Source organism: uncultured Sphingomonas sp., from assembly GCF_936927845.1.
GTDB lineage: Bacteria > Pseudomonadota > Alphaproteobacteria > Sphingomonadales > Sphingomonadaceae > Sphingomonas.
Genome location: NZ_CAKZHV010000066.1, coordinates 208,131 through 222,932 on the forward strand (window position 1 = coordinate 208,131; position 14,802 = coordinate 222,932).

The 14,802-nt window shown below is 68.4% G+C and carries 13 protein-coding genes and 1 tRNA gene; 10 read left to right on the plus strand and 4 right to left on the minus strand.

The window, feature by feature from the left end:
• Positions 1-13: 13 nt before the first annotated feature.
• From Q0579_RS14825 to Q0579_RS14860, 8 genes are all read left to right on the plus strand, one after another.
• Positions 14-700 (plus strand): 2OG-Fe(II) oxygenase, encoded by a 687-nt coding sequence (locus tag Q0579_RS14825; RefSeq protein WP_298813713.1) that lies wholly within the window; start codon positions 14-16, stop codon positions 698-700.
• A 56-nt stretch (positions 701-756) separates the two neighbouring features.
• Positions 757-2,502 carry a single-stranded-DNA-specific exonuclease RecJ gene (gene recJ / locus Q0579_RS14830; protein ID WP_298813715.1) on the plus strand — a complete coding sequence of 582 codons (1,746 nt, stop codon included), beginning with the start codon at positions 757-759 and terminating at the stop codon, positions 2,500-2,502.
• Positions 2,503-2,577: 75 nt separating this feature from the next.
• Positions 2,578-2,652: transfer RNA gene (locus tag Q0579_RS14835), tRNA-Glu, on the plus strand.
• A 179-nt stretch (positions 2,653-2,831) separates the two neighbouring features.
• Positions 2,832-3,755, plus strand: coding sequence for a c-type cytochrome (locus Q0579_RS14840; RefSeq protein ID WP_298813717.1), 924 nt, complete (start codon positions 2,832-2,834; stop codon positions 3,753-3,755).
• Between the two features lie 22 nt (positions 3,756-3,777).
• Entirely contained in the window at positions 3,778-6,300 is a 2,523-nt protein-coding gene (ctaD, locus tag Q0579_RS14845) for a cytochrome c oxidase subunit I (protein ID WP_298813720.1), read from the plus strand.
• Entirely contained in the window at positions 6,297-6,689 is a 393-nt protein-coding gene (locus Q0579_RS14850; protein WP_298813721.1) for a hypothetical protein, read from the plus strand. Before ctaD ends, Q0579_RS14850 begins: the two co-directional genes overlap by 4 nt.
• Positions 6,686-7,276, plus strand: a complete 591-nt coding sequence (locus tag Q0579_RS14855) for a cytochrome c oxidase assembly protein (RefSeq protein ID WP_298813723.1) — start codon at positions 6,686-6,688, stop codon at positions 7,274-7,276. The genes Q0579_RS14850 and Q0579_RS14855 overlap by 4 nt, the downstream gene beginning before the upstream one ends.
• On the plus strand, positions 7,273-8,346 hold the full coding sequence (locus tag Q0579_RS14860; RefSeq protein WP_298813725.1) for a c-type cytochrome: 1,074 nt from the start codon (positions 7,273-7,275) through the stop codon (positions 8,344-8,346). The genes Q0579_RS14855 and Q0579_RS14860 overlap by 4 nt, the downstream gene beginning before the upstream one ends.
• Positions 8,347-8,744: 398 nt before the next feature.
• Here Q0579_RS14860 and Q0579_RS14865 read toward each other — a convergent pair whose 3' ends face one another.
• Positions 8,745-9,098 (minus strand): DUF6481 family protein, encoded by a 354-nt coding sequence (locus Q0579_RS14865; RefSeq protein ID WP_298813727.1) that lies wholly within the window; start codon positions 9,096-9,098, stop codon positions 8,745-8,747.
• Between the two features lie 175 nt (positions 9,099-9,273).
• On the opposite strand from Q0579_RS14865, the gene Q0579_RS14870 reads away from it, so the two are divergent.
• The gene (locus Q0579_RS14870; RefSeq protein ID WP_298813728.1) at positions 9,274-9,960 is read left to right on the plus strand and encodes a spermidine synthase; all 687 of its coding nucleotides are present in this window, start codon (positions 9,274-9,276) and stop codon (positions 9,958-9,960) included.
• 2 nt (positions 9,961-9,962) lie between these two features.
• On the opposite strand, the gene Q0579_RS14875 is transcribed toward Q0579_RS14870, so the two are convergent.
• Genes Q0579_RS14875 through Q0579_RS14885 form a run of 3 tightly spaced genes read right to left on the minus strand, consistent with a single transcriptional unit; the run spans position 9,963 to position 13,046 of the window.
• Positions 9,963-10,781, minus strand: a complete 819-nt coding sequence (locus Q0579_RS14875) for a MaoC family dehydratase N-terminal domain-containing protein (protein WP_298813730.1) — start codon at positions 10,779-10,781, stop codon at positions 9,963-9,965.
• A 10-nt stretch (positions 10,782-10,791) separates the two neighbouring features.
• Entirely contained in the window at positions 10,792-11,574 is a 783-nt protein-coding gene (locus Q0579_RS14880; RefSeq protein ID WP_298813732.1) for a DeoR/GlpR family DNA-binding transcription regulator, read from the minus strand.
• Positions 11,571-13,046 carry a glycerol-3-phosphate dehydrogenase gene (locus Q0579_RS14885; RefSeq protein ID WP_298813734.1) on the minus strand — a complete coding sequence of 492 codons (1,476 nt, stop codon included), beginning with the start codon at positions 13,044-13,046 and terminating at the stop codon, positions 11,571-11,573. The genes Q0579_RS14880 and Q0579_RS14885 overlap by 4 nt, the downstream gene beginning before the upstream one ends.
• A gap of 118 nt (positions 13,047-13,164) precedes the next feature.
• Here Q0579_RS14885 and glpK point away from each other — a divergent pair, with 118 nt between their 5' ends.
• Positions 13,165-14,646, plus strand: coding sequence for a glycerol kinase GlpK (gene glpK, locus Q0579_RS14890; RefSeq protein WP_298813736.1), 1,482 nt, complete (start codon positions 13,165-13,167; stop codon positions 14,644-14,646).
• Positions 14,647-14,802: the final 156 nt, after the last annotated feature.

The following is a 14,802-nucleotide window of genomic DNA, read 5'->3' on the forward strand; positions in this document are numbered from 1 at the left end:
CAAGGGTGAGGGCATGGCGGTCACGAGCGTTCCCCCCGGTCACCCCTCCCCAGCGCGCGCCGTGATCGGCCGGTCTGTCGCCGCGCGGCTCGACGCCGATCCGCGCATGACGCGGCTGCCGAGCGAGACGATCCAGGCGTATCGTTGCCTCAGCTTCCTTGATGATGCGACGTGCGACCACCTGATCGCGTTGATCGAGCGGCAGCGTCGACCCTCCACCCTGCTGTCGGACAAAGGGCACGGCGCCAACCGCACCAGCGAGAGCTGCGACATGGATCGCAACGCCCCCGACATCCGCGCGATCGACGAGCGGATCGCGGGCGCGCTCGGGCTCGACCCCGCGCACGGCGAGACGATGCAGGGGCAGCGTTACGCGCCCGGGCAGCATTTTCGCACCCACCACGATTATTTCCACGAAGGCGAAAGTTACTGGCCCAAGATGCAGGCGAGCGGCGGCCAGCGCACCTGGACGGCGATGATCTACCTGAACGACGTGGAGGAGGGCGGCGCCACCTGGTTTCCGCAAGGCGGGGTGCGCGCGTCACCGCGGCGCGGCATGCTGCTGACATGGAACAACATGGAAGCCGACGGTCGTCCCAATACCCGCACGCTCCACGAAGGCATGCCGGTGGTGGACGGGGTCAAGTACATCGTCACCAAATGGTTTCGCGAACATCCCTGGGTGATGCGACAGGCGTGAGCCGAACGCGCGTGCGGGCGCGTGACCGCGGTACCGATTTCGGCTAAGTGTCGGCAATGCGGAACGTTCTGGACATCGATCGCTCGATCCTCGGGCAGACGTGGCGGTGGCGTGCGCTCGCTGACGACCAGCGTTCGGGCATGGTGCCCGATGACCTGATCACCCAGATCCTCTTGTCACGCGGCTGCCCGCGCGAGGCGCTCGATGATCATCGCGCGCCGTCGATCCGCGGCTTCATGCCCGACCCATCGATCTTTCGCGACATGGACAAGGGTGCCGCACGGCTCGCCGACGCGGTCGAGTGCGGCGAGAAGGTCGCGATCTTCGGCGATTATGATGTCGACGGTGCGACCTCCTCGGCGCTGATCGTGCTGCTGCTGCGTGCGCTGGGGCGCGACGCGCGCGTCTACATCCCCGACCGCCTGAAAGAGGGTTACGGCCCCAATGCCGCGGCGATGCGCCTGCTCGCGGACGAGGGCGCGACGCTAATCGTGACGGTCGATTGCGGCGCGCAGGCGTTCGAGGCGCTCGCCGACGTGCCCGTCGACGTGCTGGTGGTCGACCATCACAAATGCGCCACCGAACTGCCGCGCGCGCACGCGGTGGTAAACCCCAATCGGCTCGACGAGACCGATGGCGCGGCGCACGGGCATCTCGCGGCGGTCGGCGTCTGCTTCCTGCTCGCGGCGGCCACCGTGCGGGTGCTTCGGACCCGCGGCTATTTCGCCGACCGCGCGGAGCCCAAGCTGCTCGACCTGCTCGATCTCGTGGCCCTGGGGACGGTGGCGGACGTGGCGCAACTGCGCGGGCTCAACCGCGCCTTTGTGGCACAGGGGCTGAAGGTGATGGCGGCGCGGCGCAATCCCGGCATCGCCGCGCTGATCGAAGCGTCGCGCCTGACCCGCGCGCCGACCGCGACCGACCTCGGCTTCGCACTGGGCCCGCGGATCAACGCGGGCGGACGCGTCGGGCTCGCCGACCTTGGCGTCCGGTTGCTGACAACGCAGGACGCAGGTGAAGCGCGCATGATCGCGGCCGAGCTCGACCGGCTGAACGAGGAACGCCGCGCGATCGAGGCGATCGTGCAGGAAGGCGCTGAGGCAAGCATCGTCGCCGATCGCGGGGTCGTCGTGGTGGCGGGGCAGGGGTGGCACCCCGGCGTCATCGGCATCGTCGCCGGGCGTTTGAAGGAGAAGCTCGGGCGTCCCGCGATCGTGATCGCGCTCGACGAGCACGGCGTCGGCAAGGGCTCTGGCCGCTCGATCACCGGAGTTGACCTGGGCGCGGCGATCCTGGCGGCGAAGGAGCACGGGCTGCTCGTCGCCGGGGGAGGGCACGCAATGGCGGCGGGATTGACCGTCGCCGCCGACCGGATCGACGCGCTCGCGGCATTCCTCGATGAACGGCTCGCCGCGGCGGTCGCGCAGGCGACCGCGAACCGCGCCCTGCTGGTCGACACGGTGCTGGCACCCGGCGGTGTCACCCCCGATCTCGTCCAGGCGCTGGAGGCAGGCGGGCCGTACGGCACCGGCTGGCCGTCCCCGCGTGTCGCGGTCGGCCCGGTGCGCACGATCAAGGTCGACGTGGTCGGCAACGGCCACGTCCGCGCGATCGTGGCGGGCGACGACGGGCGCAGCATCAAGGCGATGGCGTTCCGTGCGGCCGACACCCCGCTCGGGCAAGCACTCCTCGCCGCCGGGCCGACGCGACGATTGTGGTTGGCGGGCCGTGCCAAGCTCGACGATTGGGGCAGCCGCCCCGCGGCCGAGCTCCACCTCGACGACGCCGCCTGGGCGAACTGAGCCGCGGACTCGGCTCGGGCCGACAAGAGGCTTGACCGGCCGTCGCTTTTGCCGCAATGCGCCGCCTCGCCTCACGGCCCCTTCGTCTAGCGGTTAGGACGCGGCCCTTTCACGGCTGAAGCACGGGTTCGATTCCCGTAGGGGTCACCATCGTCGTTCCAGTGCGACGAGGCGACAGTATTTCATCAGATCGTGTTTTCGCGGCCTTGGTAGATGTGCACCGGCGTGCACGGTAGATGCGACAGCATCGTCGTTCCAGCCATGTAACATTCTGTTGCGCGCGGCTGGATGGGTTGCATTGCGGTCCGATTGCGGGTCCGAACGGGCCTATGTCGCGCCAGTCCGCCTTCTCCACCTCCGGCATCGAGGCCGCGAACATGCGCGCGCTGACGCTGCTGATGACGGCGGGCGGCGTCGTGATCTTCGCGATCGTGGCGGTGCTGTTCGCGCTCGCGATCCGGTCGAGGCGCGACGCGATCGGTCACCGCGGCGGGATGCGGCTGGTGCTATGGGCAGGGGCGATCGTGCCGACGTGCGTGCTCGCGGCGTTGCTCGTCGGGACGTTGCCGGCGATGCGGCCGATCAGGGCAATGCCAGGCGATCTGATTGTCGACGTGGCGGGCGAGCAATTCTGGTGGCGCGTCGGCTACCGCGATGCGGACGGCCAGCCGATCGCAGCGGCGAACGAGGTGCGTATCCCTGTCGGGCGCACCGTCGACTTTCGCCTGAGCGCAGGCGACGTGATCCACAGTTTCTGGATCCCCGGGCTGGCGGGGAAGGTCGACATGATCCCCGGGCGCACGAACCGCTTGGTCGCACGCGCGACGCGAGCAGGTCGTTATCGCGGGCAGTGCGCCGAATTCTGCGGTTTGAGCCATGCGCTGATGGCGTTCGACGTCGTCGCGATGGAGCCCGCCGCCTTTGATCGCTGGCTCGCCGAGCAGCGCCGGGCCGCGCTTGCGCCGGCCGATGCAGTCGCGCGGCGCGGCGCGACGCTGTTCGCCGACAACGGCTGCGGCGGGTGCCATGCGGTGGCAGGAACGGGGGCGGCGGGCAGGATCGGGCCCGATTTCTCGCACATCGCCGCGCGTACCACGCTGGGCGCGGGGATCATGCCGATGAGCGAGGCCAATCTGATCCGCTTCATCCGCAATGCGCCCGCGGTGAAGCCCGGCGCGCGCATGCCCGCCTACACGCATCTCGCGCCCGCCGACGTGACGGCGATCGCGCGCTACCTGGAAACGCTGAAATGACCCGCCGCGCCGGAGCGATCGCATGAGCCTCCATGCGCAAGACGACCCTGACCTGCGGGCCGAGCAGGAAGAGCGCCTGCGTGCGGTGTGGAAGCCGCCATCGGGTTGGTTCTTCCGCTGGACCGACGTCAACAACAATCGCGTCGGCGTGTGGTATACGCTGACGGCGTTCGGCTTCATGCTGTTCGCGGGCGTGCTGGCGCTGATCATGCGCGCGCAGCTCGCCGTGCCGGCGAACGATCTCGTTACCGCCTCGACCTTCAACCAGCTGTTCACGCTGCACGGGTCGATGATGATGTTCCTGTTCGCGGTGCCGATGTTCGAGGCGGTGTCGATCATCCTGCTGCCGCAGCTGCTCGGCGCGCGCGACCTGCCGTTTCCGCGATTGTCGGCATTCGGTTACTGGAGCTTCCTGATCGGCGGCGTGTTCGTCGCCGGCTCGATCTTCTTCGATGCGGCACCCGACGGCGGCTGGTTCATGTACCCGCCGTTCACGACGCGGACCGACTTGGCCGGGCTCGGCGCCGACATCTGGATGCTGGGGCTGAGCTTCATCGAGGTATCGTCGGTCGCCGCCGCGGTCGAACTGATCGTCGGCGTGCTCAAATGCCGTCCGCCCGGCATGCGATTGAACCTGATGCCGCTTTACGCCTGGTACATCCTGGTCGTGGCGGTGATGATCCTGTTCGCCTTCCCGCCGCTGATCGCGGGCGACGTGCTGTTCGAGCTGGAGCGATTGCTCGGCTGGCCGTTCTTCGATCCGGCGAAGGGCGGTGATCCGCTCTTGTGGCAGCACCTGTTCTGGATCTTCGGCCACCCCGAAGTCTATATCGTCTTCCTGCCGTCGATCGCCTTGTTCGCGATGATGATCCCGACCTTCGCGCAGCGGCACATCTTGGGCTATCCGTGGATCGTGCTGGCCGCGGTCGGCACCGCGTTCCTCAGCTTCGGTTTGTGGGTCCACCACATGTTCGCGACCGGGCTGCCCAAGATCAGCCTGGCGTTCTTCTCCGCCGCGTCCGAAGCGGTGGCGATCCCGACGGGCGTGCAGATCTTCGTCTTCATCGCGACGTTATGGGCCGGGCGCGTCGTTTTCTCGACGCCGCTGCTCTACTGCCTGGGTGCGATCGCGATCTTCGTCATCGGCGGGCTGACCGGCGTGATGGTCGCGGTGGCGCCGTTCGACTGGCAGGCGCACGACACCTATTTCATCGTCGCGCATCTGCATTACGTGCTGATCGGCGGAACGCTGCTGCCGCTGTTCGGCGGCCTTTATTACTACTGGCCGCTGATCACGGGGAAGAAGCTGTCCGACCGGCTGGGGCGCACCGCTTTCTGGATCCTGTTCGTCGGCGCGAACCTGACCTTCTTCCCGATGCACATTACCGGGCTGCTCGGCATGCCACGGCGCGTGTTCACCTATCCTGCCGAACTGGGGGTCGACGGGCTGAACCTCGCCTCGACGATCGGCAGCTATCTGTTCGCTGCGGGCGTGCTGGTGATCGTGATCGACCTGGCGCTCAGCCCCCGGCGGGCGAAGGCACCGCGCAATCCGTGGAACGCGGGCACGCTGGAATGGCTGGCACACCCCGACGACGAGGATTGGGGCATCCGCTCGGTCCCGCTGATCGAGAGTCGCTACCCGATCTGGGATCAGAAGGACTTCGTCGCCAAGGTCGACGAGGGTCGCTTCTTCCTGCCCGACGCGGAGGAAGGCCGGCGCGAGACGATCATCACGACGACGCTCGACGCGCGTCCGGCGCAGGTGATCCGACTCGGTACGCCCAGCGTGATCCCGATGATCACCGCGGTGGCGCTCGGCAGCGTGTTCATCCTGACGACCTACCATCTCTACTGGCTGGCGCTGGGCGGCGCGGTGGCGACGCTCGCCGCCGTGCTCGTATGGCTGTGGTCGACCGCCGAGATCCCGGAAAAGCCGGAGAAATCGATCGGCCACGGCATCGTCCTACCGCTCTATCGTTCGGGTCCCGTCGCCCCCGGCTGGTGGGCGATGTTCATCACGATGCTGGCGGACGCGACGGCATTCTCCGGGCTGGTGTTCGGTTATTATTTCTTCTGGACGGTGCATCCGGACTTCCCGCCGTCGGGACCCGGTATGGACGGACCTGGCGCATTCTGGCCGATGGTGGCGATGACGCTCACGCTCGTGTCATGGGCGACCACGGTGGCGGCGCGTGAGCTGAACGCGCGCGGGCAGGTCGGCGCGGCGCGTGCGTTGCTCGGCCTGGGGATTGCGGTCACGCTCGCCAGCCTGTTCGCAGGGCTCGCCGGACCGTGGTTCTCCGATCTCGCGCCCAAGCTGCACGTCTACCCGGCGATCGTCTGGACGCTCGCGATCTGGACTGCGGCGCACGCGGGCGTCGGCGTGATCTGCCAGGCCTATACGCTCGCACGGAGCCTCGCCGGACGCATGACCCCAGAACATGACGCGGACATCCGCAACATTACCGTCTACTTCCACTTCCTCGCGCTGACCGCGATCGTCACCTATGCGACGATCGGGCTATTCCCGTCGACGTCATGAGCGACGAGCATCAGAGCGACCTTGCCGCGCGGTTGCGGTCGCGCCGCGTCACCTTGTGGACGCTGATCGTGCCGCCGAGCGTATGGGCGGTGCACTTCATGTTCTGCTACCTGTGGGTGGCGGTATCGTGCGCGAAGCTGGGCGAGTTCGCGCGCTTTCCGGTCGCCTTCGTCGTTGGCACGATCGTCGCGTTGGCGATCATCATCGCCTCGGGCGCGGTCGCCTTCGTGCAGAGCCGCACGCCGGGCGACCCGCCGCCGCACGACGAGAGTACCGAGATCGATCGCACGCGCTTCCTCGCGACAGCGACGCTGCTGCTCGCCGGATTGAGCGTCGTCGGCGTGCTGTTCACCGCTGCGCCCGCGCTGCTGCTGACCGATTGCCGATGATGCGCGTGGCGGGCCTGTTCGTCGCCGGCGTCTCGGTCGCGCTGTCGGTCGCGCATCTCGGCATGACCGGCCACATGCTTGGGCACATGCTCGCGGTCGCGGTCGCCGCACCCATGCTCGCGTGGCGCAGCGAGGCGGGCGCGGACCGTGGTGCAGATGGCGGGACAGGGCAGGGCGCGCCGCTGCTGATCGCCGCGCTGGAATTGGTGGTGGTGTGGAGCTGGCATCTACCCGCGGCGCGCGCGGCGGCGGACGGTTCGACCATGGTCGCGCTCGCCGAGCAGGCGATGTTCCTGGGCGTCGGCTTCGCCTTGTGGCGTAGCGCGCTGGTGCGGCCGGCGGGCGGGGTTGCGGCGCTGCTGCTCACCTCCATGCACATGACGCTGCTGGGCGTGTTGATCGGGCTTGCGCCGCGCGCGCTCTACGCCGGCATGGCGATGCACCCGGCATTCGGCCTCGACGCGCTCGCCGACCAGCAACTCGGCGGCGTGGTCATGCTGGTGATCGGGGGGGCGAGTTATTGCCTGGGCGGATTGTGGATGCTGGCCGGTCTGCTCCGGTATCGAGCAGGGGAGGTGCGCGCGTGACGATTCGGCTGACGTGGAAGCGGGTGATCGTCTCGCTCCTGGGCCTCGCGGCGTTCGGGATGGCATTCGCGTGGTCGGGCATCTTCAACGTCGCTGCGTCGAGCGGGCATTGGGCGATCAGCAACTGGTTCCTCCACTGGGTGATGCGCAATTCGGTGCGGACGCACGCCGCCGTGTCGACGCCCGAGACGATCATTGACCGCGGCGGGATGGTGAGCGCGGCAGGGCATTTCGCGCAGGCCTGCGCTTCGTGCCACGGCGCACCGGGCGTTCGGCCGCTGCCGGTCATGCAGCGTGCGACGCCGCACGCGCCCGACCTGTCGGTCAACGCGCGCGAGTGGACCGACCGGCAGCTTTTCTGGATCCTGCGCCACGGGGTCAAATTCTCCGGCATGCCGGCCTGGGGCAGCGACGGACGCGACGACGAGATCAGGCGCATGGTCGCGTTCGTGCGCGCGCTGCCGACGATGAGCCCGGCGCAATATCGCGCGCTGGTCGCGACGCCGGTCGCCCCCGCGACCCTGCCGGCGGCGAACGCGGTGGTGATCGCGCGCTGCACCGGCTGCCACGGCGCGGACGGGCAGGGACGCGGGCAACGCGACATACCGATCCTTGGCGGGCAGCGCGTCGCGGCGCTGGAGGCGGCGCTCAGGAGCTACCGTGCCAACGTTCGCCACAGCGCAGTGATGCAGCAGGCGGCCGCCACGCTCGACGATGCGCAGATCGCGATGCTGGCGCGACATTTCGCCGCGATGCCGGGCCTGATCGACCAGCCCGCGCGCCCGGCGATCGCGTCGCCCGCCGACATGCGCGCGCGACAGATCGCGGAGCAGGGCATGCCGCGCATCCAGTTGCCTGCCTGCGCGAGCTGCCACGGGCCGGGCAAGCCGCAGCCGATCCTGACTGGGCAGCGCGCCAGCTACATCGCGCAGCGGCTGCGCGACTGGCGCGGTGATGAAAAGGTGATCGACGCACGCCAGTCGCAGGCGATCATGCCGGTGATCGCACGGCGCATCCCCGAAGAGATGATCGATCCGCTGGCGCGCTACCTGGCGGGCGAGCGCCGCTGAGCCGATGGCGGCGGCACGATCAACGGCTTCGATCTAGCGCGAAGGGCGTTTACCCGACCGCTTGTCACGAGACGAATGGGTGGAAATGGCCGCTGTTCATGATTGGCTTACGGCTCGGCCACGTCCGCTACATGGCGATGCCCATGCCCGTCATGTCCAGAAGGCCTACCCGTTTCAAAGAGGTGGACATGTTGCGGATCGCCATGTCCGCGCCGCGGTCGTGGCTGGGATTGCTAGGCATCGTGCTGCTACGCCTGCCTGCGATACTGGCGATGACGTACCTGCTCGTCAGATGACAGTTATTCGTCCACGCAGCGACCAATCTGCGATGATCGTACCATGTTGCGCCATTGGGCGCGGCAGCGAAGGGCCGCGCTTCTCGGCGCGGCCGGTCGTGGTCAGCGCTTGAGGCGCGCCTTGCGGGCGGCGTAGCGCGCGTCGCGCGCCGCCTTCATCTCGGCCTCGGTCGGCACCTTGCGCATCTTCTGCTTGGCTTCCTCGGCCAGCCGCGCTTCCTCCGCGGCGGCCTCACGCGCGGCCTTCTTTTCGGCGATCGCCTGCTCGCGCGCGGCCTTCTTTTCCGCGCTCAACCGCGCCTGTTCGGCGGCGCGCTCTTCGGCGATCTTGCGCTGCTCGGCGAGCACCGCCTCGTCGACCGGCGGCTTGGCGCGCAGCTTCGCGATCGCGGCCTGTTTGGCCTTGGCGGCGAGCGCGGCGCGCTCCTGAAAACTCTGTTCCTTGAACGCAGCCATGAAGGTCGTTGAATTCCCAATTGTTGGTGAACGTGCCGGCACGCGGATCGCGCGCCTGGGCAGCTCTCATATAGCGCGCTGCTGCCATTTTACCAAAACATTGCGAGCCACGGTCGCCAAGGCGCGCGCATCGGCGTAACGCGCGTCCTTTGCGCCACACCTACGAGCATCCATCATGGTTCCCAGAGAATTGATCGGCACCGCGCGCGTGCCCGGCGGCGAGGACCTGCGGCTGTTCCGCCGCGGGGCTGACTTCATGATCGTGCTCGATCGCAACGAGTTGATGAACAGCCGCATGAGCGGGTCGGAGGAAGCGCTCGCCACCATGACGATCGAGCGGCTGGGCACGCGACCCGCGCCGCGGCTGCTGATCGGCGGCTACGGCATGGGGTTCACGCTGCGCGCTGCACTGGCCGCGCTGCCGGGCAACGCGCGTGTGACGGTGGCCGAATTGGTGCCCGAGATTATTGCTTGGGCGCAGGGACCGATGGCGTCGCTGACCGCCGGCTGCCTCGACGATCCGCGAGTCGGCGTGGCGCAGATCGACGTGGCCGACATGATCGCGGAAGGGCCGGGTGAGTATGACGCGATCCTGCTCGACGTCGACAATGGCCCCGACGGGCTGGTGCGCGCGGCGAACAACCGGCTCTACGCGATGCGCGGGCTCCATCTGGCACGCGAGGCGCTACGGCCCGGCGGGGTGCTGGCGGTCTGGTCGGCCGCGCCCGACGCAGCCTTCGCGCGGCGACTGTCGTCGGCGGGCTTCGCGGTGGAGGAGCGTACGGTGCGAGCGCGCAGCAATGGCAAAGGCGCGATCCACACGATCTGGTTCGCCACCGTCCGCGCCGACGCGGTCGGGTAGGCTCAGGCAAGCGTCGCGCGCGCGTCCATGCCGGTGCAGCCGTCGGGATCGGTGGTCCACAATGCCACCGGTGAGCCGTCCGCAAGGTTGAGCCGCAGCGCCCGATCGGCGAACATCGGGCGCACGCCGCGATAGGCGAAGTGGGTGAGGGTGCTGCCCGGCCGCTCACGCAGCAGATGGTCAACCAGCAGCATCGCCTGCAATGGGCCGTGCACCACCAGATCGGGATAGCCCTCGACCCATTGCGCGTAAGGGCGATCATAATGGATGCGATGCGCGTTGAAGGTCAGCGCCGAGAAGCGGAACAGTGCCGTCACGTCGGGCACAATTTCGCGGCTCACGGCGGGCTCGCGCAGATCGGGGTGGGCGGCGGCGGGTGCGCTGACGTTGCTGGGTCGGAAAACAAGGTCCTGTTCCTCCGTCACCGCGAGCATTCCCGCGGCGTGAACCTCGTGGCGCACCGTCACGAAGTTGAGCGCGCCCGAGCGACCAAGCTTCTCGCGCACGTCGGTGACGATGCTGTGGCGGGTGGCCGCGGCGCCGATCGGAAGCGGAGCGTGGAACGTTACGCGCCCGCCCGCCCACATCCGCCGCGGCGCATCAATCGGCGGTAGGAACGCGCCGCGTACCGGGTGACCGTCCGCCGCCAGCCTGGATTGCGCGTCATTCGGTAGAAAATAGAGCCAGTGGGCGAGCGGCGGCAGCGAATCGTGCGGCCAGTGCGCGGCGTCGTGGTCGAACAGCGCAGCGAGGCGCTGCAGCGGTCCCGCGACCAGCGTGTCGGTGCGTCGCTCCTCGACTGGGGCCCAGCCCTGCGTCATCGCCGTCTCCTCACGCCGGATCGGTCTCGATCACCTCCACGCCCGCGTCGCGGCACGCGGCGGCGAGCGCGGGGTCTATCCGGTCGGTCACCAGATAGTCGATCGCATCGACGCCCGCGATCCGTACCGGCGCCGCGCGGCCGATCTTGCTAGCGTCCGCGACCAGGATCACCTTGCGCGCGTGCGCGATGATCGTCTGCGACACGCGCACTTCCTCGACATCGAAGTCGAGCAAGGTGCCGTCGGCGTCGATCGCCGAGGCGCCGATCACCGCGTAATCGACGCGAAAGCCGCGGATGAAGTCCATCGCCAGCGCCCCCACGATCGCGCGGTCGCTCGCGCGCACGCGCCCGCCCGCCACGATCACCGCCACCCCGTCACGGGCTGCCAGGATGTCCACCACGTTCAGGTTGTTGGTGATGATCAGCAGCTCGCGGTGCGTCACCAGCGCGCGTGCCACCGCCTCGGTGGTGGTGCCGACATTGACGAACAGGCTGGCGCCATCGGGTACGAGCTTCGCCGCGGCGGCACCGATCGCCGCCTTGGCGTCTGCCGCGACCGCGGCACGAGTCTCATGGTCGAGGTTGCCGACACCCGATGTCACCACCGCACCGCCATGGACGCGCGACAGCATCGCCCGCGCGGCGAGATCGTTCAAATCCTTGCGGATCGTCTGCGGCGTGACGCCGAGCTGTGCTGCCAGCGCCTCGACCGCGACGCTGCCGGTCTGCCGCGCGAGCTCGAGGATGCGGCGGTGGCGATCGGCGACGAGGTCGAAGGCAGGCTGGTTCATTTGTTCGCGAGATAGGCTGCCAACTGCGCTTCCGTTCCTTCGGGTACGTGAAGGCCCATCTTGCTGCGTCGGTAGAGCACGTCCTCCGCGGTCTTCGCCCATTCCTGCGCCACGAGGTAATCGACCTCGGCGGTGAACAAGCCGCCGCCGAGATCCTCGCCCAGTCCGCCATCGAGGATGCGGTGGACGCGCGTGCCGTACGCGCGCGCCAGCCGCCGCAGCAGATCGGGTGCGACCTCGGGATGATCCTGCGTCAGATGCGCGAGAAAGCGTTCGAAATCGTCCATGTCGCCGCCGGGCAGATCGGCCCCCGCGGTCCACGCCCCGCGCGCCTGCGGGAAGAACGGCGCCAGCTCCGCCATCGCGTGCTCGGCAAGCTTGCGGTATGTGGTGATCTTGCCGCCGAAGATGCTCAGCATCGGCGCGCGACCGTCACCGCCGTCGAGGTCGAGCACATAGTCGCGCGTCACCGCCGAAGCACTGCCGGCCTGATCGTCGTAGAGCGGACGGATGCCGGCGTAGCTCCACGCGATGTCGTCGCGGGTCAGCTGCCGCGTGAAATAACGGTTGGCGGTTTCCAGCAGATAGTCGGTCTCGCCCGCGCTGATCTGCGCCTTGGCGGGTGCGCCTTCCCACGGCTCGTCGGTGGTGCCGACCAGCGTGTACTTGCCCTCGTACGGAATCGCGAACACGATGCGGCGATCGGGATTCTGCAGCATGAAGGCGTGGTCGCCTTCGTAGAGCTTCGGCACGACAAGGTGGCTGCCCTTGACCAGCCGCACGCCGCGCTCGCTGCGGTTCGCACCCGTCCGCCCGATCACGTCGGCGACCCACGGACCCGCGGCGTTGACCAGCGCGCGGGCGTGGATCGTCTCGCGACCCACAGCGCTCTCGATCGTCGCCACCCACGTGTCGCCATCGCGGCGCGCGTCGAGGAGCCGGGTGCGCGTGCGGATGTCGGCGCCTCGCTCGGCGGCGTCGCGCGCGTTCAGCACCACCATGCGGCTGTCCTCGACCCAGCAGTCCGAATAAACGAACGCCTTGCCGTCGGCGTCCTTCAGCCCGTTGCCGTAGACCGTCTCGCCGAGCGCGATCGTCTCGGTGCCCGGCAGTTCCTCGCGCCCGCCGAGGTGATCGTAGAGGAACAGCCCCAGCCGCACCATCCAGGCCGGGCGTGGCGACTGGGTCTGCGGCAGCACGAAACGCAGCGGCCAGATGATGTGCGGCGCCATCCGCCACAGCCGCTCGCGCTCGGTCAACGCCTCGCGCACCAGCCGGAACTCGCCATATTCGAGATAGCGCAGGCCGCCGTGGATCAGCTTGGTCGAGGCCGACGAGGTGTGGCTGGCGAGATCGTCCTGCTCGACCAGCAGCACCGACAGACCGCGTCCAGCCGCATCGCGTGCGATCCCCGCGCCGTTGATGCCGCCGCCAACGATCAGCAGATCATTGATAGGGGAAAGTTCGTTCATCATGCGCCGCTTTCGTTTACGCTTTCGTATATAGCACGAACGCGCCAAAACGAAAGTGTTGACGTCGGGGTAGAAAGCGGGCGAGTGCTGACGCAAGGGCGCGAGGAGAGGACGAACAGTGGCGAAAACGCACATTCTGGCGATCGATCAGGGCACGACCTCGACGCGCAGCATCGTGTTCGACGCAGCCGCGAAACGCATCGCGAGCGCGCAGACCGAGTTCGCGCAGCATTATCCCGCGCCCGGCTGGGTCGAGCATGATCCCGAGGACATCTGGCGCGACGTGCTGTCGACCGCGCGCGCGGCGATCGCGGAGAGCGGCGTGGGCGCGGACGGCATCGCCGGCATCGGGATCACCAACCAGCGCGAGACGACGCTCGTCTGGGACCGCGCGACCGGCGCCCCGATCCACAACGCGATCGTGTGGCAGGACCGCCGCACTGCGGATACCTGCGCGCGATTGAAGGAGGGCGCCGAGGACCAGGTGCGCGCGCGAACCGGATTGCTGCTCGACCCCTATTTTTCGGGCACCAAGCTCGCCTGGATCCTCGATCACGTCGAGGGCGCGCGCGCACGCGCCGAGGCGGGAGAACTCGCCTTCGGAACGATCGATTCGTTTCTACTGTGGCGGCTGACCGGAGGCGCGGTGCACGCGACCGATGTCACCAACGCATCGCGCACCTTGTTGTGGAACATCCGCGATGGATGCTGGGACGAGGCGATGTGCCGGCTGCTGAACGTGCCGATGGCGATCCTGCCCGAGGTGCACGACAACGCGTACATCTACGGCCACACCGCCGAGGGCCTCTTCGATGCGTCGATCCCGATTGCGGGCATCGCGGGCGACCAGCAGGCGGCATTGTTCGGGCAGGCGTGTTTCACGCGCGGCATGGCCAAATCAACCTACGGCACCGGCTGCTTCATGCTGCTCAACACCGGGGAGGAGGCGATCGCGTCGGAGAACCGGCTGCTGACGACTCCGGCGTACCGGCTCGATGGCCGGACGACCTACGCGCTCGAAGGCTCGATCTTCGTCGCGGGCGCGGCGATCAAATGGCTGCGCGACGGTATCGGCGTCATCACGCACGCGAGCCAGACCAACGACATGGCGACTGAGGTACCCGACAGCCACGGCGTCTACATGGTGCCCGCCTTCGTCGGGCTCGGCGCGCCGCACTGGGAGCCCGACGCCCGCGCCGCGATCTTCGGGCTGACGCTCGGCGCAACGCAGGCACATCTCGCACGCGCCGCGCTGGAGGCAGTCGGGTACCAGACGATGGACCTGGTCGAGGCGATGGTCGCCGACGGCAGCGCGCGACCCGCGACGATGCGCGTCGACGGCGGCATGGCGGCGAACGACTGGCTGTGCGCCTTCCTGGCCGACCTGCTCGAAGTGCCGGTCGAACGCCCGGACGATCTCGAGACAACCGCGCGCGGCGCGGCATTCCATGCCGGGCTGGCGACCGGCGTGTGGTCCGGGCTGGACGAACTCGAACGCCTGTGGTCGCGCGAACATTGTTTCGAGCCGACGATGAAGGCAGAAGCGCGCGCACCGCTGATCGCCGGCTGGCGCGACGCGCTCAGGCGGACCTTGGCGTAGCGGTACCGCACCATGCCGGAACGAGTGCCCGCTTCCGCCCAATGCCGGATGCTCGGGTTGCTACACACGGCTTTCGAGAGCGGTCATTCGTTCAGCGCGACTGACGTGCTCCCCTGAAACTCCGCCAGTTTGAGCTAGAGTCCGCCTTCGTGAGGA

Excerpts from the sequence above, each read along its gene's own strand:
- Q0579_RS14825 (WP_298813713.1), top strand. The coding sequence starts at position 14 with ATGGCGGTCACGAGCGTTCCCCCCGGTCACCCCTCCCCAGCGCGCGCC.
- recJ (WP_298813715.1), top strand. The coding sequence starts at position 757 with ATGCGGAACGTTCTGGACATCGATCGCTCGATCCTCGGGCAGACGTGG.
- Q0579_RS14840 (WP_298813717.1), top strand. The coding sequence starts at position 2,832 with ATGTCGCGCCAGTCCGCCTTCTCCACCTCCGGCATCGAGGCCGCGAAC.
- ctaD (WP_298813720.1), top strand. The coding sequence starts at position 3,778 with ATGAGCCTCCATGCGCAAGACGACCCTGACCTGCGGGCCGAGCAGGAA.
- Q0579_RS14850 (WP_298813721.1), top strand. The coding sequence starts at position 6,297 with ATGAGCGACGAGCATCAGAGCGACCTTGCCGCGCGGTTGCGGTCGCGC.
- Q0579_RS14855 (WP_298813723.1), top strand. The coding sequence starts at position 6,686 with ATGATGCGCGTGGCGGGCCTGTTCGTCGCCGGCGTCTCGGTCGCGCTG.
- Q0579_RS14865 (WP_298813727.1), bottom strand. The coding sequence starts at position 9,098 with ATGGCTGCGTTCAAGGAACAGAGTTTTCAGGAGCGCGCCGCGCTCGCC.
- Q0579_RS14870 (WP_298813728.1), top strand. The coding sequence starts at position 9,274 with ATGGTTCCCAGAGAATTGATCGGCACCGCGCGCGTGCCCGGCGGCGAG.
- Q0579_RS14875 (WP_298813730.1), bottom strand. The coding sequence starts at position 10,781 with ATGACGCAGGGCTGGGCCCCAGTCGAGGAGCGACGCACCGACACGCTG.
- Q0579_RS14880 (WP_298813732.1), bottom strand. The coding sequence starts at position 11,574 with ATGAACCAGCCTGCCTTCGACCTCGTCGCCGATCGCCACCGCCGCATC.
- Q0579_RS14885 (WP_298813734.1), bottom strand. The coding sequence starts at position 13,046 with ATGAACGAACTTTCCCCTATCAATGATCTGCTGATCGTTGGCGGCGGC.